The sequence below is a fragment of the Palleronia sp. THAF1 genome, from assembly GCF_009363795.1.
Taxonomy (GTDB): domain Bacteria; phylum Pseudomonadota; class Alphaproteobacteria; order Rhodobacterales; family Rhodobacteraceae; genus Palleronia.
The window spans coordinates 1,402,307-1,427,138 of record NZ_CP045420.1; the positions used below are offsets into that span (position 1 = coordinate 1,402,307).

Annotated in this window: 26 protein-coding genes; 12 read left to right on the top strand and 14 right to left on the bottom strand. The window is 63.4% G+C overall.

Going from position 1 to position 24,832, the window contains the following annotated elements; translation table 11 throughout:
• The first annotated feature begins 13 nt into the window (after positions 1–13).
• From FIU81_RS07030 to FIU81_RS07050, 6 genes are all read left to right on the top strand, one after another.
• Positions 14–1,780 (top strand): extracellular solute-binding protein, encoded by a 1,767-nt coding sequence (locus tag FIU81_RS07030; RefSeq protein ID WP_254696020.1) that lies wholly within the window; start codon positions 14–16, stop codon positions 1,778–1,780.
• 2 nt (positions 1,781–1,782) lie between these two features.
• Positions 1,783–1,938: a hypothetical protein gene (locus FIU81_RS16685; protein ID WP_172971420.1), complete on the top strand. Its 156-nt coding sequence runs from the start codon at positions 1,783–1,785 to the stop codon at positions 1,936–1,938.
• A 56-nt stretch (positions 1,939–1,994) separates the two neighbouring features.
• Positions 1,995–2,393: a hypothetical protein gene (locus FIU81_RS07035; protein ID WP_124112850.1), complete on the top strand. Its 399-nt coding sequence runs from the start codon at positions 1,995–1,997 to the stop codon at positions 2,391–2,393.
• Positions 2,394–2,450: 57 nt separating this feature from the next.
• A complete protein-coding gene (locus FIU81_RS07040) occupies positions 2,451–3,914 on the top strand; it encodes a class I adenylate-forming enzyme family protein (protein WP_124112851.1) in 1,464 nt (487 codons plus the stop codon).
• Positions 3,911–4,537 (top strand): DsbA family oxidoreductase, encoded by a 627-nt coding sequence (locus FIU81_RS07045; protein ID WP_124112852.1) that lies wholly within the window; start codon positions 3,911–3,913, stop codon positions 4,535–4,537. Before FIU81_RS07040 ends, FIU81_RS07045 begins: the two co-directional genes overlap by 4 nt.
• Before the next feature lie 67 nt (positions 4,538–4,604).
• The gene (locus FIU81_RS07050) at positions 4,605–6,209 is read left to right on the top strand and encodes a sodium:solute symporter family transporter (protein WP_124112853.1); all 1,605 of its coding nucleotides are present in this window, start codon (positions 4,605–4,607) and stop codon (positions 6,207–6,209) included.
• 37 nt (positions 6,210–6,246) lie between these two features.
• Here FIU81_RS07050 and yghX read toward each other — a convergent pair whose 3' ends face one another.
• The 10 genes from yghX to FIU81_RS07100 all read right to left on the bottom strand — a co-directional run bounded on the left by yghX (position 6,247) and on the right by FIU81_RS07100 (position 14,745).
• Positions 6,247–7,152, bottom strand: coding sequence for a YghX family hydrolase (gene yghX / locus FIU81_RS07055; RefSeq protein WP_124112854.1), 906 nt, complete (start codon positions 7,150–7,152; stop codon positions 6,247–6,249).
• Between the two features lie 88 nt (positions 7,153–7,240).
• Positions 7,241–7,714 carry a host attachment family protein gene (locus FIU81_RS07060; RefSeq protein WP_124112855.1) on the bottom strand — a complete coding sequence of 158 codons (474 nt, stop codon included), beginning with the start codon at positions 7,712–7,714 and terminating at the stop codon, positions 7,241–7,243.
• A gap of 1 nt (position 7,715) precedes the next feature.
• The gene (locus FIU81_RS07065) at positions 7,716–7,964 is read right to left on the bottom strand and encodes a hypothetical protein (RefSeq protein ID WP_124112856.1); all 249 of its coding nucleotides are present in this window, start codon (positions 7,962–7,964) and stop codon (positions 7,716–7,718) included.
• Between the two features lie 59 nt (positions 7,965–8,023).
• Entirely contained in the window at positions 8,024–8,332 is a 309-nt protein-coding gene (locus FIU81_RS07070) for a hypothetical protein (protein ID WP_124112857.1), read from the bottom strand.
• Positions 8,333–8,399: 67 nt separating this feature from the next.
• Entirely contained in the window at positions 8,400–8,999 is a 600-nt protein-coding gene (locus tag FIU81_RS07075; RefSeq protein WP_124112858.1) for a superoxide dismutase, read from the bottom strand.
• 91 nt (positions 9,000–9,090) lie between these two features.
• Positions 9,091–9,639 (bottom strand): sarcosine oxidase subunit gamma, encoded by a 549-nt coding sequence (locus FIU81_RS07080; protein WP_124112859.1) that lies wholly within the window; start codon positions 9,637–9,639, stop codon positions 9,091–9,093.
• On the bottom strand, positions 9,632–12,586 hold the full coding sequence (locus FIU81_RS07085) for a sarcosine oxidase subunit alpha family protein (protein WP_124112860.1): 2,955 nt from the start codon (positions 12,584–12,586) through the stop codon (positions 9,632–9,634). The genes FIU81_RS07080 and FIU81_RS07085 overlap by 8 nt, the downstream gene beginning before the upstream one ends.
• 67 nt (positions 12,587–12,653) lie before the next feature.
• The gene (locus FIU81_RS07090) at positions 12,654–12,983 is read right to left on the bottom strand and encodes a sarcosine oxidase subunit delta (protein WP_124112861.1); all 330 of its coding nucleotides are present in this window, start codon (positions 12,981–12,983) and stop codon (positions 12,654–12,656) included.
• A 75-nt stretch (positions 12,984–13,058) separates the two neighbouring features.
• A complete protein-coding gene (locus FIU81_RS07095) occupies positions 13,059–13,406 on the bottom strand; it encodes a hypothetical protein (RefSeq protein WP_124112862.1) in 348 nt (115 codons plus the stop codon).
• A gap of 91 nt (positions 13,407–13,497) precedes the next feature.
• Positions 13,498–14,745 (bottom strand): sarcosine oxidase subunit beta family protein, encoded by a 1,248-nt coding sequence (locus FIU81_RS07100; protein ID WP_124112863.1) that lies wholly within the window; start codon positions 14,743–14,745, stop codon positions 13,498–13,500.
• 164 nt (positions 14,746–14,909) lie between these two features.
• Here FIU81_RS07100 and ccmI point away from each other — a divergent pair, with 164 nt between their 5' ends.
• From ccmI to FIU81_RS07120, 4 genes are all read left to right on the top strand, one after another.
• Positions 14,910–16,112 (top strand): c-type cytochrome biogenesis protein CcmI, encoded by a 1,203-nt coding sequence (gene ccmI / locus FIU81_RS07105; RefSeq protein WP_172971421.1) that lies wholly within the window; start codon positions 14,910–14,912, stop codon positions 16,110–16,112.
• A 41-nt stretch (positions 16,113–16,153) separates the two neighbouring features.
• Entirely contained in the window at positions 16,154–16,576 is a 423-nt protein-coding gene (ruvX, locus tag FIU81_RS07110) for a Holliday junction resolvase RuvX (protein ID WP_413816235.1), read from the top strand.
• A 1-nt stretch (position 16,577) separates the two neighbouring features.
• The gene (locus FIU81_RS07115) at positions 16,578–16,805 is read left to right on the top strand and encodes a DUF1289 domain-containing protein (protein ID WP_124112866.1); all 228 of its coding nucleotides are present in this window, start codon (positions 16,578–16,580) and stop codon (positions 16,803–16,805) included.
• Positions 16,806–16,909: 104 nt separating this feature from the next.
• On the top strand, positions 16,910–17,743 hold the full coding sequence (locus FIU81_RS07120; protein WP_124112867.1) for a sulfite exporter TauE/SafE family protein: 834 nt from the start codon (positions 16,910–16,912) through the stop codon (positions 17,741–17,743).
• Positions 17,744–17,746: 3 nt separating this feature from the next.
• Here FIU81_RS07120 and lipA read toward each other — a convergent pair whose 3' ends face one another.
• The 3 genes from lipA to FIU81_RS07135 all read right to left on the bottom strand — a co-directional run bounded on the left by lipA (position 17,747) and on the right by FIU81_RS07135 (position 20,955).
• Positions 17,747–18,694 (bottom strand): lipoyl synthase, encoded by a 948-nt coding sequence (gene lipA, locus FIU81_RS07125; protein ID WP_124112868.1) that lies wholly within the window; start codon positions 18,692–18,694, stop codon positions 17,747–17,749.
• A 74-nt stretch (positions 18,695–18,768) separates the two neighbouring features.
• Positions 18,769–19,845, bottom strand: coding sequence for a histidine kinase dimerization/phosphoacceptor domain -containing protein (locus FIU81_RS07130; protein WP_124112869.1), 1,077 nt, complete (start codon positions 19,843–19,845; stop codon positions 18,769–18,771).
• Between the two features lie 84 nt (positions 19,846–19,929).
• On the bottom strand, positions 19,930–20,955 hold the full coding sequence (locus FIU81_RS07135) for a DUF6456 domain-containing protein (RefSeq protein WP_124112870.1): 1,026 nt from the start codon (positions 20,953–20,955) through the stop codon (positions 19,930–19,932).
• A gap of 240 nt (positions 20,956–21,195) precedes the next feature.
• Between FIU81_RS07135 and FIU81_RS07140 the strand changes: the two genes are divergently transcribed.
• Entirely contained in the window at positions 21,196–21,501 is a 306-nt protein-coding gene (locus FIU81_RS07140; RefSeq protein ID WP_124112871.1) for a DUF6477 family protein, read from the top strand.
• An 8-nt stretch (positions 21,502–21,509) separates the two neighbouring features.
• Here FIU81_RS07140 and FIU81_RS07145 read toward each other — a convergent pair whose 3' ends face one another.
• The gene (locus FIU81_RS07145; protein WP_124112872.1) at positions 21,510–23,051 is read right to left on the bottom strand and encodes a trimethylamine methyltransferase family protein; all 1,542 of its coding nucleotides are present in this window, start codon (positions 23,049–23,051) and stop codon (positions 21,510–21,512) included.
• Positions 23,052–23,187: 136 nt separating this feature from the next.
• On the opposite strand from FIU81_RS07145, the gene guaA reads away from it, so the two are divergent.
• The gene (gene guaA / locus FIU81_RS07150; RefSeq protein ID WP_124112873.1) at positions 23,188–24,774 is read left to right on the top strand and encodes a glutamine-hydrolyzing GMP synthase; all 1,587 of its coding nucleotides are present in this window, start codon (positions 23,188–23,190) and stop codon (positions 24,772–24,774) included.
• Positions 24,775–24,832 lie beyond the last annotated feature (58 nt).

The following is a 24,832-nucleotide window of genomic DNA, read 5'->3' on the forward strand; positions in this document are numbered from 1 at the left end:
ATTCGCCTGCGCCATGACAGGCTTGCCCGGCGTGATTCTGGCTGAACCGATGCACGGCGTCGCCATGTTCGGCGACCCCGCGTTGGAGCCGGGGTTCAACGGCCTGCCGCACGCCAACCCCGATGCGCCACAGGGCGGCAGGATCGTGGCGGGCGAAGTCGGGTCGTTCGACAGTCTGAACCCACACATCCTGAAGGGTAACGCCCCGTGGATGCTACGCTTTCTGGCCTACGAGTCGCTGATGGGCCGCAACTACGACGAGCCGTTCTCACTATACGGATTGCTGGCCGAAACCATCGAGGTGGCCGACGACGGCTCTTGGGTGGAGTTCCAGCTGCGTCCCGAAGCCCGCTTTTCCGACGGCTCTCCGGTCACGCCGGAGGATGTGTTGTGGTCGTACGAGACCCTTGGGACCGAAGGCCATCCACGCTACCGCGGGGCGTGGGCCAAGGTCGAATCCGCCGAGCAAGTGGGCGAGCGTGGCGTGCGTTTCACCTTCAACGTGAACGACCGTGAGCTTGCGTTGATCATGGGAATGCGTCCGATCCTGAAAAAAGCGCAGTGGGATGGGCTGGATTTCGCCGATTCGAACCTTGACGAAATCCCGATTTCATCCGCGCCCTACACGGTGTCCGACTACGAGGCGGGCCGATTCGTCACCCTGACCCGCAACCCCGATTACTGGGGTGCGGACGTGCCCTTCATGCAGGGGCAAGCGAACCTTGATGAAATCCGGATGGAGTTCTACGGCGACTCGACCGCCATGACAGAGGCGTTCAAGGGCGGCGCGCTGACCACCATGCGCGAGACCAACGCCGAACGCTGGGCCACCCAGTACGACTTCCCGCGCGTCCAATCCGGCGAGGTGGTTAAGTCCGAGATCGAACACCAGCGCCCCTCTGGCATCGTCGGTCTGGCGATGAATACCCGCGAAGCGCCCTTTGACGACTGGCGTGTGCGAGAGGCGATGATCCAGGCGTTCAACTTCGAGTTTGCCAACCAAGTGCTGAACGGCGGCAAGCTGCCCCGGATCACCTCTTACTTCTCCAACTCCGAGCTTGGCATGTCGCACGACGCCGCGACGGGCCGCGTTGCGGAATTGCTGGAACCCTACGCGCAGGACCTGCTGCCCGGCACCATCGAAGGCTACGCGCTTCCCGTAAGCGACGGCACAGAGCGTAACCGCGGCAACGCCCGCCGCGCCGTGGGTCTGCTGGAAGAAGCGGGCTACACCATCGGCGATGGCGGCGTGTTGCGCGGTGAGGATGGCGCGGCACTGAAATTCGATATCCTTCTGCAGCAGGGATCGAACGAAAGCCAACAAGTCACGGACCTTTTCGTCGGTGCATTGGGTCGGCTTGGGATCACGCCCACGATCACGGTCGTGGACAGCGCGCAGTTTACCGAACGCACCAACCGCTTCGATTTCGACATGACGTGGTATCAACGCGGCCTGTCGCTGTCTCCCGGCAACGAACAGCTTCTGTATTGGGGCGCCGACGCCGCCGATCAGGAGGGCAGCCGCAACTGGATGGGTGTTAAATCCCCTGCCATCGACGGTCTGGTCCAGACGATGCTGTCGTCCGAAGACAAAGATGACTACGTCGCCGCCGTTCGCGCGCTGGACCGCGTGCTGACCGCCGGGCGCTACGTCATCCCGGTCTGGTACAACCCCGTCAGCTATATCGCCCATGACGCCAGCCTGAAGTTCCCGGACCAACTGCCTGCCTACGGCGACTGGTTCACGTGGCAGCCCGATTTCTGGTGGTATGAAGAATGATCATGCGTCTCGCACTCTGCGCAGCCCTCGTGGCCTTGGCGGGCTGCGCCGTTGTTCGCGTCCCCGTCAAGGTCGTCGGAACGACCGCCGGGGTCGCAACGAAGGCGGTCGGCAGCACGATCATGGCGGTGACCACCGACGCACATCACTGGGACTGACGGAACCGCGCCCGTCGCACTGCATTGGCCCTGCAACAGACACAGGAGCAGACCCCATGCAGTGGAACGCCGTTCAATCCAACTGGCCCGCCTTCACGGAAGCGCTGATGCAGCACTTCCCCGATGCGCAGGAAAACGACTTGCTGGCGTTGGAAGGCAATCGTGACGCGTTGGTCGACTACATCGCCAAGGTGCAGGGCGTCGAACGGGCCGAGGCCGACCGGCAGGTCGGCGAGTGGATGCAGGGCGCGGTGCCTGCCGATGTTGCGATGGACGAGACCCGCGATGGCGACAACATCCGGGCCTCTGCCGCACACATCCCCGTCGGTGAAGACGTTTATTCCGGCGACAAGGATTTCGGCGACGACCAGGCGGCCGAGCCGCCCGTTGGTCGCGAGGTCGGTGAGGGTCAGGACCCCGAGCCGCCCATCGGTCGCCGCGACGACCGGTCCTGAACGATACGTGGGGGCGTCAGAGATTGCGCCCCCGCCGCCCGCCGTTAATCTGCGGGCATGACCCTGCCCCCCTGCCCTTTACCGTTCAACATGGCCGCCCACGTGCTGGCCCATGCCGCATCACAGCCCGATGCGCCTGCGCTGATCGCCATCGGCGACACAACGTGGAGCTTCGTTCAGTTGGAACGCGCTGTGCGCGGCACTGCCACCGGTTTTCTGAACGTCGATCTGCGCCCCGGCGATCGCGTCTTACTGCGTCTTGGGAATACCGTCGATTTCCCTATCGCCTACCTCGGTGCCATTGCGGCGGGTCTCGTGCCCGCCCCGACCTCTGCTCAGCTTGGCAGGTCCGAGATCACCCCGATGGCACAGGCACTTGCTCCCGCGCTGATCGTCCAGGCACCGGACGTGGCCGCTCCTGAACTTCCGGGCGTTCCGGTCATAGCTCCAGATGCGCTGCGACAGATGCGTGATCTGCCCCCCGCCGACTGGCACATGGGCGACCCGAACCGCCCCGGTTACATCGTCTTCACTTCTGGCACCGGCGCCGTTCCGCGCGGAGTAGTTCACGCGCACCGCGCCGTTTGGGCGCGGCAATCCGGGGTCGCCCACTGGGCCGACATGCGCGCGACGGACCGCGTTCTGCACGCGGGTGCGTTCAACTGGACCTACACGCTGGGCACGGGGTTAATGGACCCGTGGAGCGTCGGCGCGACCGCCATTATCCCTGAAAGCGGAACGGCACCGGAGGCTCTGCCCGCATTGTTGGCGGACTACGGCGCGACAATATTCGCAGCCGTTCCAGGCGTTTACCGTCGAATCTTGAAGTCTGCGCCCGCGCCGATGCCAAGTCTGCGGCACGGCCTGTCCGCTGGAGAAAAGTTGCCCGACGCCATCCGCGCAGATTGGCGTCAGGCTACCGGGACCGACATCCATGAAGCCTACGGCCAAAGCGAGTGCTCGACCTTCATTTCCGGTGGGCCTTCTGCCCCCGCGCCGCCTGACACATTGGGACGCGCGCAACCCGGTCGGCGGGTGGCCGTGCTGGATGGCGATGACACACCGGCACCCGTGAACACTCCCGGTGATCTGGCCATCTCGACTTATGATCCGGGGTTGATGCTGGGCTACCTGAACGCGCCGTCGCTGGAGGGCGATTGGAGGCGCACGGGCGATGTGGCCTCGATCGACGCAGAGGGATGGATCACCTACCTTGGCCGCTCGGACGATGTGATGACGGCGGGTGGCTACCGCGTCTCACCACTGGAGGTCGAAGCCGCCGCCCTGACCTGCCCCGGCGTGCAGGAAGCCGCCGCCTATGAGCATCAGGTCAAGCCCGGCGTGCGTATCATCGCACTCGCCTACCGCGCCGATACCGATCTGGACGCAGCCCTGCTCGCGCATTGCACCGAACGGCTGGCCCGTTACAAACAGCCCCGCGCCGTGTTCCGCCGGGACACGATCCCGAAGAATCCCAATGGCAAGGTCCTGCGCCGCGCCTTGCGAGAGGAAACGCCATGAAACTGGATATCCTGTCCGACCCGATCTGCCCGTGGTGCTACATCGGTAAGGCGAACCTGGACGCGGCGCTGCTGGAACGCCCCGGCCATCCGTTCCGCGTCGAATGGCATCCGTTCCAGCTGAACCCCGACATGCCCGCGGGCGGCATGGATCGGCGCGCGTATCTGGAAGGTAAGTTCGGCGGCAAGGATGGCGCGGTGCGGGCCTATGCGCCGGTGATTGAGGCGGCAGAGAAAGCAGGTCTGACCATCGCCTTCGACAAGATCGAGCGCACGCCCAATACGCTGGACGCCCATCGCCTGATTTACTGGGCCGGCGTCGAAGGCCGTCAGACCGCCGCCGTGTCACGGCTGTTCGAGGCATACTTCATAGAAGGTCTCGATATCGGCGATCATGCGGTGCTGGTCGAAATTGCACGCGCCATCGAGATGGACGCCGATGTGACCTCCCGCCTTCTGGCGACCGACGCCGACGCGCAGGACATCCGGGACCGCGATGCCCACGCGCGCGAGCGCGGAGTGCAAGGCGTGCCGATGTTCATCGTGGGCGAGCGCCATGCGTTGCCCGGTGCTCAGCCCCCCGATTTGTGGCGGCAGGTGCTGGACGAAGTGACGGCCTCTTAAGACGAGCCGGAACTCACGCGTCACGCTTCTGTTATCTCTCAGTACGTTATGAGTTTGCGGAGGTTCCATGGGAGAAGCGCAATTTTCACTGGCCTGGATCGATTACCTGATCGTGGCCGCGTATTTCATCGGGATCATCGCCCACGGTCTTTACGTTTCCCGCAAGCGAGGCGGTGAATCAGACGATTATTTCTTGGCGGGTCGGAACCTCGGCTGGTTTGTGATCGGCTTTTCGCTATTCGCGTCAAACATGTCGGGATCCAGCTTTGTCGGCCTGATGGGCGGCGCCTATGCGAACGGCGTTGCGATCTACAATTACGAGTGGACCGCCGCCATCGTACTGATCGCCTTCGCGATCTTCATCCTGCCCAGCTATCTACGCGCCCGCGTCGCCACCACGCCCGAGTTCCTAGAGCTGCGATACGACGTACGCTCGCGCAAGGCATATTCGTTGTTCACCATCCTCGCCGTGATGTTGATCGACGTGGCGGGCGCGCTTTATGCGGGCGGTTTGGTGATCGCCAACACCTTCAGTTTCCTGAACATATGGACCGCCGCCGCAGTTCTGGCTCTGATCGCTGGCATCTATACCGTGCTGGGCGGCCTGGCCGCTGTCGTTGTGACCGACACCGTTCAGTCGATCCTGCTGATCATCGGCGGTCTGATCATCTTCGTGCTCGGCATGAACGAGATCGGCGGCTGGTCAGAGATCTGGACCGATGTGCCAGACGCCAAGCAGCATCTCATCCTGCCCGTTACCAACGATTTCACGCCGTGGCACGGCCTGTGGGGCGTGACGCTGCTGTCGTTCTACCTGTGGACGATGAATCAATTCGTGGCGCAGCGCACGCTGGCCGCAAAGGACCTGCGCAATGGTCAGATCGGCGCGCTCTTCGCCGGTTTCCTGAAGCTGCCCAACATCTTCATCATGATCATCCCCGGCATCATCGCGCTCAAGCTGTATCCTGAGTTGGAAACGCCCGACCTTGCCTTTCCGAAGATGGCCTTCGAGTTGATGCCCATCGGCCTGCGCGGATTAATAATGGCGGCGCTGATCGCGGCGATCATGTCGTCGGTGGACTCTGCGGCGACGGCGCTGTCGTCGTTGGTGGTCAAGGATTTCGTCCAGCCCGCCAAGCCTGACTGGTCCGAACAAAAGCTGGTGCGCATCGGCCAAATCGCGACGGGCGGCTTTCTGATCTTCGCTGCCCTCTACGCACCGCTGATCGGCTCCTTCGACTCTCTGTTCGGCTATTTCCAATCGTCGCTCAGCTACATCGTGCCGACGATCGTGGCGACCTACATGGTCGGCCTTTCGGTGAAATGGTCCAACGGTAGCGGCGCATTCTGGACGATCATCGGCGGTCTGGTCGTGGGCATTCCGACCTTCATCCTGAAGGAAGTGACCGGCGTGTGGGAAAGCATCGGACTGCCCGACCTGCACTACACCGTCATGGGGTCGATCTTGTTTTTCGTCGGCATTGCCACGAACCTAGCGATTTCGGCGGCCACCCGGCAACCGAACAAGGAAGGCGTGGACGCGTTGGTCTGGTCCGCCGACGAGACCAAAGAGATCTTTGGCCAAATCGGCAGCCCGTGGTACTTCAGTCCGCTTCTGTGGTCCGTGGCGCTGGCCATCGCGACGACCGGCTTCCTAGTCTGGCTGTGGTGATCCGGCCGCTTCGAAAACGCGGCCGGAGCAGTCTTGATCAGGCTGTCTGCGCGACGAATTCATCGAAGAAGTTGATTGTCCGCTCCCACGCCAACAATGCGGCATCTTCGTCGTAGCGGGGTGTCGTGTCGTTGTGAAAGCCGTGGTTCACGTCCGGGTAGAAGTGCACACTGAACTGCTTGCCATTCTCTTCCAGCGCCTCGGCATAGGGCGCCCACCCTTCGTTGATGCGCTCGTCCAGGCCAGCATAGTGGATCATCAACGGCGCTTGGATGGCTGGCACCTCTGACGCTTCGGGCTGGCGACCATAGAACGGCGCCGATGCGGCCAGGTCCGGGTAGGCCACTGCCAAAGCATTGCAGACGCCGCCACCGTAACAGAAGCCCACGACACCGACGCGGCCCGTGCTGTCCTCATGGTCGCGCAGGAACTCGAATGCGTTGAAGAAGTCTTGCATCAAAGCGCCGCCATCCAGTTCGCGCTGCATCTCGCGGCCCTCTTCATCGGTGCCGGGATAACCGCCCAGCGACGACAGTCCGTCAGGCCCAAGCGCCAGATATCCAGCCTTCGCTGCGCGGCGTACAACGTCTTCAATATAGGGATTCAGGCCACGGTTCTCATGCACGACCAGAATGGCGGGCAGCGGACCGCTAGCACCGGCTGGCTTTGCCATCAGGCCGTCGATCATCTCGGCCGTGCCGTCGGGGCTCGGATAGCTGATGCGCATGGTCTCGATCTCGGAATCTTCGGGATCGACCTGCTGGGCAAAGGCATAATTCGGGCTGAGCTGCTCCAGCAGCATCGCGCCAGTCACGCCAGCTGCGGTGTAGCGGCCGGCCTGTGCAAGAAACTCACGCTTGGTGACCCGTCCGTGCACGTAGCCGTCGAAGATTTCCAAAATCTTGGGATGGAAGTCGCGGGCAGTCTTTCTGGGTGCAGTCATCGTTGCGGCTCCTGCGCAGGTGATTCTTCCGCAGCTTACGCCAAAAGGGGCGCGCCGCAGCACGCCCCTGTGTCACATCCTCGACAGATCACTTCGCGTCGAGCGCGTCCCGCACGATGGTCTCGATCTCGTCGAGCCCGTGGTTGGTTAACACTTTCGGAACTTCGGCGATGACCTTGTCGGACACTTCTTTATGCATCTTGTCCCGCATCTCACCAAGAACTTGACGGGAGGCGACGATCACAATGCTGTCGAACGCCCCCTTGTGAGCCTTCTTGTAGAGCATATCGGCTAGGTCGGCGGCGAACCGGTCCTTGGCCAACTCGTGCCAATCGGTATCCTCATAGGCCGAACGCTGGCCCATGTTGCCTTGTCCGGGCCCGCCGTCGCCCATGCGCCCACGGCGGTTGGCAGATTGTTCACGGTCGGGTGGATTTTCCTGCTCTTCCTTGGTCAGCACGGTCAGATACGGGTTCTCGTGGTCCGTCTGGTTCTCAAGGATCAAGGCCTTCTCGCCATCGGCGATCAGAACCCACGTGCCTTTGGTCAGTTTCGCGCTCATATCAGCTGCCCTTCCCGTCTTCGTCGCCGGTGCCGTGCAGGCCGCCAAGATTGCCCTCGCCTTTTTCGTCCTCTTTCGTCACACGCTCGACGCCTTCGCCGTGCTTCGCGGCGCTTTCCTCGGCGCGGGTGCCGACTTTACGTTCCAGCTCGCCACCGTCGCGCCCGGACGCCTCGGGGGTCGAGACCTCATTATCGATGTACTGCTCGGTCTCGCTTACGCCGTCCTTGGATCGTTTTCTCTCGGCCATGGAAGCCTCCTGTTATTGTTCAGGAAACCAACCCGTGGCGCGGCGGCGAAGTTCCGTTCTCAATCTTCCGATCTTGCCTTGTCGATCAACCACGCCAGCGCATCGGGCGCGCCGACACGGGCGCGCTGGTCCCCAACCTGCAAGATCAGGGGGGCTGCATCCTCAATCCGGTCCCACAGCCAGTGGGCAGCCTCGGACCCCTTTGCCTCATCCGTCAGGACAAGGCTGGCGGTCAGACGGAATGTCCCCGCGCCATCCAGTTCGGCCTGCATGTCTACCGGCTGGAAGGCCATGCCGCCGGGCATGCGCATGGGCGCGCGCAGCAGGGCGGCGACTTCGGCATCAATGGCTTCGAACACGATCAGCATGGGGGTCCTTCCGAATGCAAAAGGCCCCGCGCGGTGGCGGGGCCTTGGGTCTATCCGTCGCTGCGGATCACATGCGCGACGCGACGTTTTCCCAGTTCACCAGTTTGTCGAGGAAGTTCGAAAGATAGGCAGGACGCTTGTTGCGGAAGTCGATGTAATAGGAATGCTCCCACACATCGCAGCCCAGAAGAGCGGCCTGGTCGAAGCACAGCGGGTTCACGCCGTTCTCGGTGTTCGTGACCTTCAGACCGCCGTCGGTGTCCTTTACCAACCAGACCCAGCCGGACCCGAACTGACCGCCGCCCTTGGTGGTGAATTCTTCCTTGAAGCTGTCGACCGAACCGAAGGAATCAGTGATCGCTTTTTCAAGCTCGCTCGGCATCTTGCTGTCGTCAGGGCCCATCATTTCCCAGAACTGCACGTGGTTCCAGTACTGCGACGCGTTGTTGAACAGGCCCGACTGCGCAACGGCGCCCTTGTCGTAGGTGCCCTTGACGATCTCTTCGATCGACTTGCCTTCCCACTCAGAGCCTTTGACCATGTCTTCGGTCTTGTCGGCGTATGCCTTGTGGTGAATGTCGTGGTGATATTCCAGCGTTTCGCGGCTCATGCCTTTGTCGGCCAGCGCGTCGTGGGAATAGGGAAGATCGGGAAGTGCGAACGCCATTGGTGTTCTCCTTGTCGTCGTGAATTTCGACCCGCATCACACGGGGTGTCCTATGCAAAACGACATAGGACGCGCCCCGTTCCGAGAAAGGTCAGAAGACCCCGATTTCCCCACCTTTGCGCGCGCCCATCGCCATCACGTCGAAGACATATCGCGCGACCGACCGGAAACAGATGACATGCGCGGTTTCGGCATCTGCCAGCCAGATCGCGGCGGGCACCTGCGCGATGCGCGTGCGGCGTATCGTTCCGGGCGGCAATGCGCCGAAATCGACCGGAGACGCCTTAGCCAGTACTTCGCGCGCACCGGCCCCTTTCAGCACGATCTCTGTCCGCATATCGCTGACATCCAGCGCGAGAACATGCGCGTCACCCAGCTTGTGCTGAATGGACGAAAGTGCTTCGGCTGCACTTTCAGGGAACAGCAGCAATTCGTCCGGGGCCATCCAGGCCACCTGCCCCTTGTCGCCGCCGATCACGGATAGCGCCTCGGGGAAATCGCTATTCATTGTCAGGCGCACCGCGTCGCGCAGGCTCTCGTCCGACAGATCGCCTTTCAGCGAGACCATCGGGCGCGGCTTGGCTTCGGACACATGCACGTAGCCCCTGTAAACCGCACCTTGCAAAGCCGTGTCAGACATTCTGCTTCTCCCCTTCAGGATCGAAGAAGACCGGATCGACGATCTTCGCGGTGTAGGTGGTGCCGTCGGTGCCGGGGAAATCGATCGTCTCACCCATGCGGTCGGGGCCGTTCAGTACCAGACCCATGGCGATCCCGCGGCCCAGCGTGGGCGAGTGATAGGACGAAGTGATCCGCCCTTGCGTATTGCGCTGGCCGTTGGCGTTCGTGCCCTCTGCCACCGCATAGGCGCCATCGGGGATGGTGCTGCCGTCTTCGGTCAGTAGGCCGACCAGCTTCCAGCGGTCGTCGCGCCGCATGTGGACCCGCTCCTGACCACGCTTGCCGATGAAGTCGTCCTTCTTCTTCGAGATCGCCCAGTGCATGTTCAAATCCTGTGGGATCACGGTGCCGTCGGTCTCGTCCCCGATCATGATGAAGCCCTTTTCGGCACGCAGCACGTGCAGAGCTTCGGTGCCGTAGGGCATGACCCCGTATGCCTCGCCCGCCTCCATCAGCTTGGTCCAGAGCTCTAGCCCGCGATTGGCGGGCACGGCGATCTCGTAGGACAGTTCGCCCGAGAATGAGATACGGAAGACGCGGGCGGGAATGCCCGCAATCTCTCCATCCGCCCAGTCCATGAACTTCAGCGCGTCCTTGGACACATCCATTCCGCCCAGCTTTTGCAGGACGTTGCGGGCATTGGGGCCGACGACGGCGATCTGCGCCCATTGTTCGGTGACGTTCGCGGTGTGGACTTTCATGTCCCACCACTCTATCTGCAGCCACTCCTCCATGTGGGCATGGATCCGGTCCGCGCCGCCAGTGGTCGTGTGGCACAGGAAGCTGTCATCGCTAAGCCGCGCGACAACGCCGTCATCGGACAGGAAGCCCTGTTCGTTGCACATCAAGCCGTAGCGGCAGCGGCCGACCTTCAGCGTCGACATCATATTGGTGTAGAGCAGGTCGAGGAACTTGCCCGCGTCCGGTCCCTTCACGATGATCTTGCCAAGGGTGGAGGCGTCTAGCAGGCCAAGGTTCTCGCGGGCGTTTTTGACCTCACGATGCACCGCGGACTCCCGATCTTCTCCGTCCCTTAGGTAGGTGTAAGGACGGCGCCAGTGACCCACGGGCTCCCAGTCCGCACCATTGGCGTCGTGCCAGTCGTGCATGGGCGTGCGGCGCAGGGGCTGGAAGATCGGTCCGCGTGCCTCGCCCGCGATGGCACCCATGGACGTCGGGCTGAACGGCGGGCGGAAGGTGGTGGTGCCAGTCTGCGGGATCGGCTCACCCTTTTCCTGAGCAAGAATTGCCAGTCCGTTGATGTTGCTCAGCTTTCCCTGATCCGTCGCCATGCCAAGGGTGGTGTAGCGCTTGGCATGCTCGACCGATACGAAGCCCTCGCGCGCGGCAAGCTGCACGTCGGAAACCTTCACGTCGTTCTGGTAGTCGAGGAACATCTTGGCGCGCAGCTCTGGCCCCGCGCCTTCGGGCATGATCCAAACGGGACGCATGTCGGCCTCGATCGGTGCGCCGTCAGAATCACGCATTTCGCCAAGCGTCAGATCACCGGCAGCAGCCCCAACGGCAGAGACCATGCCCGTCCCGTCAGCGCCGGTGGGCGGGCGGTTGGGGTCGGGCGCGAAGAAGGCGCGCGTCTCGTCCCATGTCAGCTTGCCCCCGCAGTGCGACCACAGGTGCGGAACCGGCGACCACCCACCGGACATGGCGATGGCGTCGCAGGCGATCTTGCGCGTGGGTTTGCCGTCGCCGGAAATGGCGCAGATCTGAACGGCTTCGACGTTCTTCGTTCCCTTGGCGATGATGCCGGAGCCTGTGATAATCTCGATCCCAGCGTCACGGGCGCGGGTCGCCAGATCACCGTCGGCGCTGTCACGCGCATCGACCACGGCGGCAACGGTGACACCCGCGCCCTCCAGAGCGAGCGCGGTGCGATAGGCGTCATCGTTGTTGGTGACGACCACGACCTTGCCACCCGGCGTGACGCCGTAATCGGTGACCATGTCGCGCATGGCAGAGGCCAGCATGACGCCCGGCAGGTCGTTGTTGGCGAAGGCCAAGGGTCGTTCGATCGCGCCGGTCGCGGTGACGATTTCTTGCGTGCGGATGCGCCACAGACGGTGGCGCGGGGCGTCCTTGCCCGGCGCGTCGTCGGTGTAGCGCTCATAGCCGGTCAGGTAGCCGAGATCGTAGACGCCGGAGCCTTGCAGGTTCAGGCGCAGGGTGACGTTCTCCATGCCTTCGAGGCGTTCGATAGCGGCATCCACCCACTCTTGCAGGGACTGGCCGTCCAGCGTCACGCCATCCAGCGCGCCATCGGTGACGCTGCGCCCGCCCCAAACGGTGTCTTGCTCCATCAGCAGGACGCGCTTGCCCGCCTCAGCGGCATCCAGCGCCGCTTGAAGCCCGGCGACACCGCCGCCGACAACGGCCACGTCGCAATGGAAGTGGAAGTGCTCGTAGCGGTCGGCGTCCACGCCTTCGGGTGGGCGGCCCAGACCGGCGGACTTGCGGATAAATGGCTCATACACGTCCTTCCAGAAGGACGCGGGCCACATGAACATCTTGTAGTAGAAGCCTGCGGGCAGCAGTCGCGACAGTTGCGCATTGACCGAGCCGATGTCCGTATCCAGCGACGGCCAGCGGTTCTGGCTGATCGCGGTCAAACCGTCGTGCAGGGGCGTGACGGTCGCGCGGCAGTTCGGCTCGAACCGGGCACCCTGCCCGATGCCCATGAGCGCGTTCGGCTCTTCATGGCCTGCCGTCACGGCACCGCGCGGACGGTGGTACTTGAACGACCGGCCCATCAGCGTCCGGCCCGATCCCAACAGGGCAGAGGCCAGCGTATCGCCCGCGAGGCCCTCGTGGGCCTTGCCGTCGAAGGTGAAGGTCAGGCGGCGGTCGCGGTCGATGCGGCGGCCGCCTTTGGGCAGACGGTAGGCAGTCATGGGCGTGCTCCGTTTGCGGTGCGGGCCGGGGAACCAGGTATTTGTGGAACGATGAAGCCGGGGCGCGTCATTCGGCGGCACCGTATTGGAAGTCGGGGTTCACGGCGCGGATGGCGTCCAGGATGGTTTGCGGAGATTCGGTCGTCTGTGCGGAATAGGTGCCGAAGACCTGCATCGTCGCGGTGTCGCGGGCGGCGTGGAACCACTTGCCGCAGCCCATGGCATGCCGCCAGCGCTCGAAATGGGGTCCGCGCGGGTTACGGCGCATAAACAGGTAGCTTTCGAACGCGTCGTCGTCCGAGCCGGGGCCATGGCGCGTCAGGTGTGCTTCGCCACCGGGCGAAAGCTCGGTCTCATCGGCCTGCACGCCGCAGTAGGGGCATTTTAGGGTCAGCATGGGGCGCTCCGGATCAAGGCCCCGTCACGGGCCGGTTGGAACAGATGTCCGACCGGCCCGAGGGTCAGTCGCAGATCAGTTTGCGGTCGCTTCCGCTTCGGCGTCGGCACCGGCGTCGTCAGCAGGCGCAGCTTCTTCAATCGGGGCCTCATCGGCCTCTGCATCGCCGCCACCATCGGCTGCAGCGCCGCTGGACGCGCTCGCCTCGGGTGCCTCGACATTGATGTTGGTGTCACTGCCGCCGGTAGTTTCGCCACCGGTCGACCCATCGCCCATTCCGAACAGCACATAGCCGATGACCAGAACTGCAACGACGAGACCGCCGACGATAAACGCCATGCCGGAACCGCCGGATTTCTTCTCGATATGTGTTTCACGCGTTGTGGTGTGGGTGTTGCGCGCGTTGGGGTCGTGATCCGCCATGAATTGGGCACTCCTGAAAGGTTACCCGCGACAACTCCGCACAGGCCTATCCAGTTCCAGAACCCTCGATTGTTCGGCAGCGAGAAGCGCATCAGTGCGCCACCCCCGCCGCGACGGACTCATCAATGAAACGGCCTTCGCGGAAGCGTTCCAAGCCGAAGGCGTCGGTGAGCGGCGCGTGGCCCTTGGCCATAAGCTCCGCCATCGCCCAGCCAGAGCCGGGGGTGGCCTTGAAGCCGCCGGTGCCCCAGCCGCAGTTGATGAAGCAGTTCTCGACTGGCGTTTTCGACAGGATGGGCGAGCGGTCGCCGGTCATGTCGACGATGCCGCCCCATTGCCGCAGCATCTTCAGGCGGCTGATCATCGGGAAGGTCTCGACCAGCGCGCGGACGGTTTCCTCGATGTGCTGAAAGCTGCCGCGCTGGGTGTAGGCGTTGTAGCCGTCGGTGCCGCCGCCGATGACCATTTCGCCCTTGTCGGACTGGCTCATGTAGCCGTGGACGGTGTTGGCCATGACGACGATGTCCATGCAGGGCTTGATCGGTTCCGACACCAGGGCCTGCAGCGGCACGGATTCGACCGGAAGACGGAAGCCCGCCATATCGGCCAAGCGACCAGAGTTGCCGGCGACGACGATGCCCAGCTTGCCGCAGTCGATGGACCCGCGCGTGGTGTCGATGCCGGCGACCTTGCCAGTCTCATCCCGGCGGACGGCGGTGACTTCGCACTGTTCGATGATGTCCATGCCCATATCGGAGCAGGCGCGGGCGTAGCCCCAGGCCACCGCATCGTGGCGGGCGGTGCCTGCGCGTTCCTGCCACAGACCACCCAGCACCGGATAGCGCGGACCGTCGATATTCATGATCGGGCAGATCTTCTTCACCTCGCGGGGCGAGATGAAGCGGGTCTTGATCCCCTGCAGCGCGTTGGCGTGGGCGGTGCGCTTGTAGCCGCGCACCTCATGCTCGGTCTGGGCCAGCATCAGAACGCCACGTGGCGAGAACATGACGTTGTAGTTCAGGTCCTGGCTCATCGTCTCGTACAGGGACCGGGACTTCTCATACAGCGCCGCCGAAGGGTCCTGTAGGTAGTTCGAGCGGATGATCGTGGTGTTGCGGCCCGTGTTGCCGCCACCCAGCCAGCCTTTTTCGACCACGGCCACATTGGTGATGCCGTGGTTCTTGCCCAGCCAATAGGCCGTGGCAAGGCCGTGCCCGCCGCCGCCGACGATGATCACGTCGTAGCGTTTCTTCGGCTCGGCCTTGGCCCAGGCGGGCTTCCAGCCGGTGTGATGGCGCAGCGCCTCTCGGGCGATGGCGAAAGCGGAGTAACGACGCATGAATGCCCCCTTCGGTCTCGCCGGTGATAGGCGTGGGTGGCTTGGTGTAATCGGCCAGTCGCGGCATCTTCAACGGGATTTGCGACACGCGGGATGCGGCGCCCTGTCCCATCCGCTTTCCCATGCCGTCGCACCGGGCTAAGGAGGCAAGCGAGGAGACCGTCATGCTGTTCTGGATAGTTGGACTGGGGATTGCGACGCTGGGAGCCGTTCCCGTCGTGCTGGCAATTCTGCGCGCCGAAGATGGCATCGGCGTGGAAAGCGATTTGTCGGTCTACCGCGACCAGATGGCAGAGATCGACCGCGACCTGACGCGCGGCGTGCTGACGGAAGACGAGGCCGAGCGCACGCGGGCCGAAGTGGGGCGACGGTTGCTGGAGGCCGACAAGCGCGGGCCGCGGTCGTTCTCGCAGGCCCCGAAAGCGGCGCGGATCGTGGCGCTGGTCGGCGTAGTGCTGGCGGTCGGTGCGGGGGGCGTGGCCCTGTATGTAACGCAGGGCGCGCCCGGCTATCCCGATCTGCCGCTGCGCGCGCGCATCGCGGATGCCGCGGACCAACGGCAGAACCGGATCAGCCAAGAGCAAGCCGAGGCGCAGGCAGCGGTCTCTCTGCCACAGCCGGTCCAGCCTGCGCCGGAGTTTGCAGCCCTGATGGATCGGCTGCGCGCGGCGGTGGAGCAGCGTCCGGACGATCCGCAGGGGTTCGAATTGCTGGCGCAGAACGAATTACGGTTGGGCCGTCTGAAGGCGGCGCGCGCGGCGCAGGAGCGTTTGCTGGACTTGCGCGGTGACGATGTGACCGCCGATGATCTGGCCTTCATGGGTGAGATCTTCGTCAGCCAGGCGGGTGGATTGGTGACACCGCAGGCCGAATTATTGATCGACGGCGCATTGAACCGGGACCGCAACAATGGCCGTGCTTTGTATTTCAAGGGACTGGCGGCGGCGCAGGTGGGACGCTTCGATGTGACTTTCCGCATCTGGAGCGATGCGTTGCAACGCGGGGTGGGCGAAGGTGCATGGCGAGAAACGATTCTTGCACAAATGCCCGACGTCGCGCGCCGCGCCGGTCAGGACTATACGCCCCCTGCCCCGCGCGGCCCCGATGCGGTGGATATGCAGGCTGCGGCTGACATGGACCCGGAAGCGCGTGAGCAGATGATCCGGGGGATGGTTGAAGGGCTGTCCCAGCGGCTGGCGACGGATGGTGGGGCCGCGCCGGAGTGGGCGCAGTTGATCGGGGCGCTGGGCGTTCTGGGCGAGACAGAGCGGGCTCAGGCCATACTGGGCGAAGCACGGCAGGTCTTCGCCAACCAACCGGATGACCTGCGCCTGATCGAAGACGCAGCTCAGCGGGGCGGATTGTGATCTACGAGACGCTGGACGATCTATCCGCCGACCTGCCCCCCATGCGCGCTCTGATGGGCTTGGACCTTGGCACCAAAACCATCGGTGTGGCCGTCAGCGACAGGATGCTGTCCATCGCGTCGCCGCTGGAGGTCGTGAAACGCACCAAATTCACCGCCGATGCCGCGAGGCTCATCGAGATCGTCGAAGGGCGTGAGATCGGCGGCATCGTTCTGGGCCTGCCGCGCAACATGGATGGCAGCGAGGGGCCGCGCGCGCAGTCCACGCGCAGCTTCGCCCGCAACCTGTCGCGGCTGGTTGACCTGCCCATCGGCTTCTGGGACGAGCGGCTGTCCACCATGGCCGCAGAGCGTGCGTTGCTCGAGGCCGACACGAGCCGCGCGCGCCGCGCGGGCGTGATCGATCAGGTGGCGGCGGGCTACATCCTGCAAGGCGCGTTGGACCGGCTAAGGCATCTGAGGTGACATGAGCGACAAGATCTGGGCCCGCGACGAGATCGAAAGCCCCTGCATCAAGGTCTGCGTGATCCATCCGGCATCGCGTCTGTGTACGGGGTGCTTGCGGTCGATCGACGAGATCACGGAATGGTCACGCATGACGCCAGAGGCGCGGGCGGAGGTGATGGCCGAACTGCCTACGCGGCAGGGCCTGATCTCACAGCGCCGGGGTGGCCGGGCGCGCACCCGGTCGTGACGGTGCTTGCCTTCGCGGCCCGTCAGGGCGATCAGCGTTCGGTATGATGACTTGGCGGAGACTTTCGATGACCAGAACGCATACGCTAATGGGCGTACTCTGACATGGACGCCGCGCTGACTGATCTGATCGCGACGATCCTTCTGCCCGCCATCGCAGCCGGTATCGTAGGCGGTATCCTTGCCGGGCTTCTGGGTGTCGGCGGCGGCATCGTTATCGTCCCTGCCCTGTATTTCGCCCTGTCGCTGACGGGGATGGACGCAGGCTCTGTCATGCAACTGGCCGTCGGCACGTCGCTGGCGACCATCGTCTTCACCTCGCTGAGTTCGGCCTGGGGGCATTACCAACGCGGCGCCATCGACTTCGATCTGCTAAAGCTGTGGGGGCCGTCGATCCTTGTGGGTGTGCTGATCGGCGGCGTATTGGGTGGCGTGGTCTCCGGCATCGCGTTGATCGCAGTCTTTGCGACCGTCGCCCTACTGGTCGCGTTGGACATGATCCTGCGTGGCGGCGGCGATCTCGACAGTCCGCGCAGCTTTTCCAAGCCGGTCTGGGCCGTGTTCGGCGTCTTCGCAGGAGCGATCTCTGCGATGATGGGGATCGGCGGGGGCACGGTCTGCGTGCCGCTGCTGAACTTTCTGGGGTATGAGATTCGGCGGGCCGTCGGTACATCCGCCGCTATCGGCTTCATCATCGGTCTTCCCGGCGCGCTGACCTACATGGTGACGGGTCTTGGCGCAGAGGGTTTGCCGCCCCTGTCCGTCGGCTACGTGAACATCGCGGCGGCGGTCATCATCATCCCGCTGACGGTAATGTTCGCGCGCGTGGGCGTCGCTGTCGCCCACCGCATCCCGCGCCGGGCGCTGCGGCTTAGCTTCGGGGTGTTCCTGCTGCTGACATCGGGCCGGATGTTCTACGATCTGTATCAGGCGCTGTAACGCTTAACCGTACTTCGCGTCCCGCGCGGCTTTGAGCTGCGCAAAGTCTTCGCCCGCGTGATAGCTGGAGCGAGTAAGAGGCGTGGCGGACACCATAAGGAAGCCCTTGCCGCGCGCCGCTTTCTCATACGACGCAAACTCTTCCGGCGTGATGTAGCGGTCGACAGCATGGTGGCGCGAGGTCGGCTGAAGGTACTGGCCAATCGTGATGAAATCGACGTCTGCGGCGCGCATGTCGTCCATGACCTGATGCACCGCTTGGCGATCTTCCCCCAAGCCCACCATGATGCCGGATTTGGTGAACATCGTCGGATCGAGTTCTTTCACACGCTGAAGCAGGCGCAGGCTGTGGAAATAGCGCGCACCGGGGCGGACCTCGGGATAGAGGCCGGGGACCGTTTCAAGATTGTGGTTGAACACATCGGGCCGCGCCGCGACGACCGTTTCCAGCGCTTCAGGGCCGCACTTCAGGAAATCGGGGGTCAGCACTTCGATTGTGGTGCCGGGGGCCTGGCGGCGCGTGGCGCGGATGGTCTGGGCGATATGCTCTGCCCCGCCGTCATCCACGTCGTCACGATCAACAGACGTAATGACCACGTGATTCAGGCCCAGCTTCTTGACCGCATCCGCCACGCGTCCCGGCTCGAACACATCCAGCGCGTCTGGGCGGCCAGTGGCGACGTTGCAGAAGGTGCAACCGCGGGTGCAGATCTCGCCCATGATCATCATGGTGGCGTGGCCCTGGGACCAACATTCGCCCACATTCGGGCAGCCCGCCTCTTCGCAGACCGTCACCAGATTGTGCTGGCGCATGATGTCCTTGGTGGCCTTATAGCCCTCGCCCGAAGGCGCCTTGACGCGGATCCAGTCGGGCTTCTTCACGCGCGCGGTTTCGGCGCGATGGGCCTTTTCGGGGTGGCGTTGGTCGGGGATCTTCAGATCACGGGGCATGGCGGCTCCTTTCCCTACGATCTAGGCACCGAAGCGGCGTCTGTCCACAGCGGTGCGATGCGCGGGGTGCATGGCTAGATGCTGAAATCGATATGAATCGCATAGCCAGGCATATCGCTGTCGTGCGTCAGTTCGCCGTGAATGCTCTCGACCGCGCTATCGATGATCGACAGGCCCAAACCGTCGCCGCTGCGGTCGTTCTCATCCAGTCCGATGCCGTCGTCGCGACAAGTCAAGCGGAACTGACCCGGAGAGATTTGGCGACCTTCGATCACGATCTTTCCGTCGCGGTCATCCGGGAAGGCGTGCTTGAAAGAGTTGGTCGTGAATTCATTGACCACGATCGCAAGGCTGCCGGCATGTGCGGCGGATATGTTCACGTCGGCCACATCAACGTCGATCTCTACCCGTTCCGGCGCAGATGCGCGTATCAGGGTGACTACCGAGCCCAGGAAGTTCGCCAGACCGACCTTGCGGTCGTTGCCGATGCGGTAAAGCTCGGAGTTGAGGGCGGCGACCGTATCGATCCGTCGCGACACTATTTCCAGGGCCTCGCGGGCCTCGTCGCTGGTGACGCGGCGCGATTGCAGGCGGGTCAGCGATGCGACGGATTGTAACGAGTTCTTCACCCGGTGATCCACTTCGCGGCGCATCAGCTCTGCCCGGCGCAATGCGCGGCGCAGGTCCAGGTGGGTCATCACCTGCCGCGAGAGAACCTTGAGCAGTTGGATCTGGTTATCGTCAATGTTGTGAGGTGTATCGTGCGCTACTGTCAGCGTGCCGATGATCCGGCCGCTTTCGGTGACGAGCGGAGATGCCGCGTAAAAGCGTATCGCGTCCGAACCACTACAGATGCCCAACCCTTCGGTGCGGGTATCGAGCAGCGTATCCTCGACGATCTGAATGTCGCGACCTTTCAGGACGTTGCCGCAGATCGTTTCCTCCAGGGGAAGTTCCTCGAACGGCAGATTGTGGCGCACGAGGAAAAGCTGGCGGGACTCCTCGATCAGTGAGATATTACCCATCGAAACGCCACATGCGGCCACTGCCACATCCAAAACGTCCTTCAAGGATGAAAGGTCGGTGTCCGAGGACAGTCCGTAGGCGCGCAGTGCGGCGCGGCGCGAGCGGCGGCTTTCTGTTGTCAGCATAAGGGAAATAGACCCATCGTTGTCGGCGGCAGGTCTATCAGCATTTTTGTGTGAGTTGGAAGTGGTCTATGCGACCGGCGCGATCTAGCCGATCAGACCGCCGCCGGCGGGGCCGTGGGCCGCGAAGTGGCGCGACAATTGCTGCAAACCGATCCGCAACACGATCTTGCCCGATCGCGCGGCCCATCCCATGCGCCGCTCTGTCGTTTCCAACCCTTCCAACTGGCAGCAGACGCGTAGCACGACGTCGGCCAACCCAGGCCCCAGGCTTGCCAAGGCCGCTGCCAGACGGGCCTTCGCACCCTCCGTGCCAGGAGCGTTCGGGTCGCCGTCCGTCGGCTTCAGCGCCAAGGCTTCCCATCCGCCGTCCGGCACGCCGGACATCGCCGCAAGCTCATAGTCTTCGCGTAGCCGCTCGCCGGCACGCACCAGTTCGGGCGACAGAAAGCGCTCCCCGTCGCGGTCTCGGCGACGGGCGAGCATCAGCAATGGACTTTCCGGCGTGCCATATCGGTTGGCACGACTGGGCGTGTCGTCTTCGGTTTCGGCGCGGGTGCGAGCGTTTTCGCCTGCCGCCAGAAGCGCTTTCAGAGCGGAACGCCCTTCCGTGGTAATCCGATAACGCAACACCCGCCCGGTCTCAGCCGAACTGATCCATCCCTTCAGAGACATCACTTCCGCAATGGTGGTGTGAACGGTGCCGGTGCGGATGGTCTGCCCATCGCTGGCTTCGCGCACGACGACCGCATTCTCCATACCTTCGGCAACGGCCAGACACGCCCCCGGTTCAGCAAGGCGCCGCAGAATGCGGGAGGCTTCAGCCTCGATTTTCGCAGTGTCAGGCCAGTCAGTGTCTGAGTGAATGGTCATCGTCTTATGTCCCTTGGTCTTTTCTTTGCGCCCAAAACGATTCAGTGCCGTATCGAAAAGCGGATCGTCGCGGTGATGTTCGCACCGCCTGACCCGGCGCAGCACAGTTGAAGCGTGACAGCCCGCGTTCCGGGCCAGCTCGCGGATCGAAATCCCCTCTTCCACATGCGCGAGGTAGGTTTGGACGTGACCGGGCAGCGACTCGCGAGAAACGGCACTCCCGTCTTTGAATTGTGTCATTGTTTCTATCCCGTATCCCCTGACTGATCGAAAGTCGGCTTACCGGCCAGTTAATCAATCAATGATATCAACCTGTGGTTGAATTAGTTATTGGAAGGTTAACGTCGCAGCGAATACGGCAACAATCCGAGTAAATTGTTAAGATTGTTTGTTTCCATCGCACGCACAATCGTGGCGCTGCGCAACGCAACCCGAAGGTGTGCAATCCAGATGGCAGTTCAGCCAAACGGAGTATCACCCATGTCGATCAACCCCACGCCCCTCGCCCCGCTCGCTCACCTGCGTCGCCCGAAGCTGCTGATTAGCGCCGCGCGGTTCGGTCTGACCAGCTATGAGCGCTGCCACACCCTGCCGCGCCTTTTGGGCGGGCCGGTGCCGCCTCCGGGACGGGCTGTTCTGGATATTCTGATGATGCGGGAAGATCGCATGAACGCGGCGCGCTCGGCGGCTGAAACGGGATATTCCGTCGCGGCCCATGTCGACCTGTTGACCGCACTGATGGCCGAGGCGGATCTCTACGCCTCGACCAGGATACGCGCTGTCTAGTTGGCAATTTAGCTGAAGGAGTCCTTCATCGAGGCCTTGCGCTCATCCACGTATGCCCGCAACCGCCCGGCGATCTCTGGATCGAGTGGCGGTTGCTGGTAATCGGACAGAAGCTTCTGCACCCGGACCGACGCCAGCGTCTCGCTGTCGCGCGAACCTTCGTCCGACCAGGTCTCGAACGGTTTGTAGTCCAGCACCTGAGACCGCCAGAACGCGGTCTTGAAGTTGGCCTGTGTGTGCTGACACCCAAGGAAGTGCCCGCCGGGGCCGACTTCGCGCAGCGCGTCCATCGCCTGCCCGTTCTCGTCGGTGAAAACGCCCTGCGCCATATGGTGCAACGCGCCCAGTTGGTCGGCGTCCAGCACGAATTTCTCCATCGACGCGACAAGCCCGCCTTCCAGCCAGCCGCAGGCGTGCAGCATGAAGTTCACGCCCGCCATCAGCCCCATGTTCAGCGAGTTCGCCGATTCGTAGCCCGCCTGCGCGTCGGGCAGCTTCGATCCGGTGAATCCACCGGCGGAACGGAACGGCAGGCCCAGACGCCGCATCAACTGGCCCGCGCCGTAGGTGATCTGGCTGGCTTCCGGCGTACCGAAGGTGGGCGCGCCGGAGTTCATGTCGATCGAGGTGACGAAAGCCCCCGCGATGATCGGCGCGCCGGGGCGGATCATCTGGGAATATGCAACGCCCACCATGACTTCGGCCAGCACCTGCGTCAGCGTGCCCATCACAGTGACGGGCGCCATCGCGCCGCCAACGATGAAGGGCGATACGATGCAGGCCTGCATGTTCGCGGCGTAGATTTCCAGCGCGCCCATCATCGTCGCGTCGAAGGTCAGTGGCGAGTTGATGTTGATGAGAGAGGTCATCACGGTGTTTTCAGTGGCGAACTCATCTCCGAACAGGATCTTGCACATGTCCACCGAGTCCTGCGCGCGGCTGGGTTCGGTCACAGACCCCATGAACGGCTTGTCGGACAGGGTCATATGCGCCAGCAGCATGTCGAAATGCCGCTTGTTCACAGCGATATCGGTAGGCTCGCAAACGGTACCGCCAGAGTGGTGCAGCCATTTGGACATATAGCCCAAGCGCACGAAGTTCTGGAAATCGGCGATGGTGGCATAGCGACGGCCGCCTTCGCGGTCGCGCACGAAGGGCGGGCCGTAAACGGGCGCGAGGACAAGGTTCTTGCCGCCGATCTCGACCGAGCGTTCGGGATTGCGGGCGTGCTGGGTGAAGCTGGAAGGCGCGGTTTCGCAAAGCTTGCGGGCCAGACCTTTGGGCAGGCGCACGCGCTCGCCCTGCACATCCGCGCCGACCTCACGCCAGCGATCCAGCGCGTCAGGATTGTCCGAGAAGACGACGCCGATCTCTTCCAGCAACGTTTCGGCGTTGGCCTCGATGATCTCCATCGCCTCGTCGTTGAGAATATCGAAGTTGGGGATGTTGCGGGTGATGAACTTCGCGGTCTCGATGCTGACCGCGGTGCGCTCGGCCCGCCGCGCCGCACCGCCGCCCGTACCGCGCCGTCGGGTTCTGGTCTCTTCCATCGCACACGTCTCCCTGCTCTTTCGCGTGGGTTTACGGCGCGCGCGACGATAGTCAGAGCCTGTTTGCGGCCTTTGGCGCGCGAAACCGACATCGCCCGCTCTTGCAGCCCTGCCGCGCTGTGACTAATCCCGGCCCATGACAGATACGCCCATCGCCCCCGCCCATCAGGCCGATCACCAGAAGATGCTGATCGTGGATTTCGGCAGCCAGGTCACGCAGCTGATTGCGCGCCGCCTGCGCGAGCTGAACGTCTACTGCGAGATCCACCCTTTCAACCGTGTGACCGACGCATTCCTCGACGACTTCGCGCCCCGCGCCATCGTGCTGTCGGGCGGGCCTGCCAGCGTGCCGGATGCCGGATCGCCTCGCCCACCCATGCGCGTGTTCGAGATGGGCGTGCCGGTGCTGGGCATCTGTTACGGCCAGCAGGTGATGATGCAGATGCTGGGCGGAGAGGTCGTGCGCACCGCCGGAACGGCCGAGTTCGGACGCGCCTTCATCGAACCCGCAGCGGATCGGTTGGAATTGCTGCACGGTTGGTTCCACGGCGCACGCGAGCAGGTCTGGATGAGCCACGGCGACCACGTGTCCAAGCTGGCCCCCGGTTTCGCGCCCTACGCCACCTCACCCGGCGCGCCCTTCGCCGTGGTTGCGGACCCCGACCGCCGCTTCTTCGGGATGCAATTTCATCCAGAAGTGCACCACACCCCGAACGGCCCGAAGCTGTTCGAAAACTTCTGCGCGCTGGCCGGCTTCACTGGCGACTGGACCATGGGCGCATACCGAGAACAGGCCATCGCAGCGATCCGCGAGCAGGTGGGCGACGCGCGTGTGATCTGCGCGCTGTCGGGGGGCGTCGATTCCTCCGTGGCCGCCGTTCTGATCCATGAGGCCATCGGCGATCAACTGACCTGCGTCTTCGTGGACCACGGTTTGCTGCGCAAGGACGAGGCAGCAGAGGTCACCGGCATGTTCCGCGACCACATGAACCTGCCGCTGGTCGTCGCGGATGAGAGCGAACTGTTCCTTGGAAAGCTTGAAGGTGTCAGTGACCCGGAGACCAAGCGAAAGATCATCGGCGGCCTGTTCATCGACGTGTTCGACAAGCATGCCAAAGAGATCGGCGGGGCCGAGTTCCTGGCGCAGGGCACGCTGTATCCGGACGTGATCGAATCAGTGTCATTCTCCGGCGGGCCTTCGGTGACCATCAAGTCGCACCACAACGTCGGCGGCTTGCCAGAGAAGATGGGCATGAAGCTGGTCGAACCGCTGCGCGAGTTGTTCAAGGACGAGGTGCGCGCGCTGGGACGCGAGTTGGGCCTGCCCGACCGGTTCATCGGCCGCCACCCCTTCCCCGGCCCCGGACTTGCCATCCGCTGCCCCGGAGAGATCACGCGCGAAAAGCTGGATATTCTTCGCGAGGCCGATGCCATCTTCATCGACCAAATTCGTAAGCACGGTCTTTACGATACGATCTGGCAGGCCTTTGTCGCGATCCTGCCCGTCCGCACCGTGGGCGTCATGGGAGACGGGCGCACCTACGATTTCGCCTGCGCCCTGCGCGCGGTGACATCGGTGGACGGCATGACGGCGGATTATTACCCGTTCGACCATGACTTCCTTGGGGAAACCGCAACGCGGATCATCAACTCGGTGCCGGGCATCAACCGGGTGACCTACGATATCACGTCCAAGCCTCCGGGCACCATCGAGTGGGAGTGAGAGTAGCGGTTCGGCGAAGCCGACGAACGCGCGGAGCGCGAACGACCGGTGCCGCTGA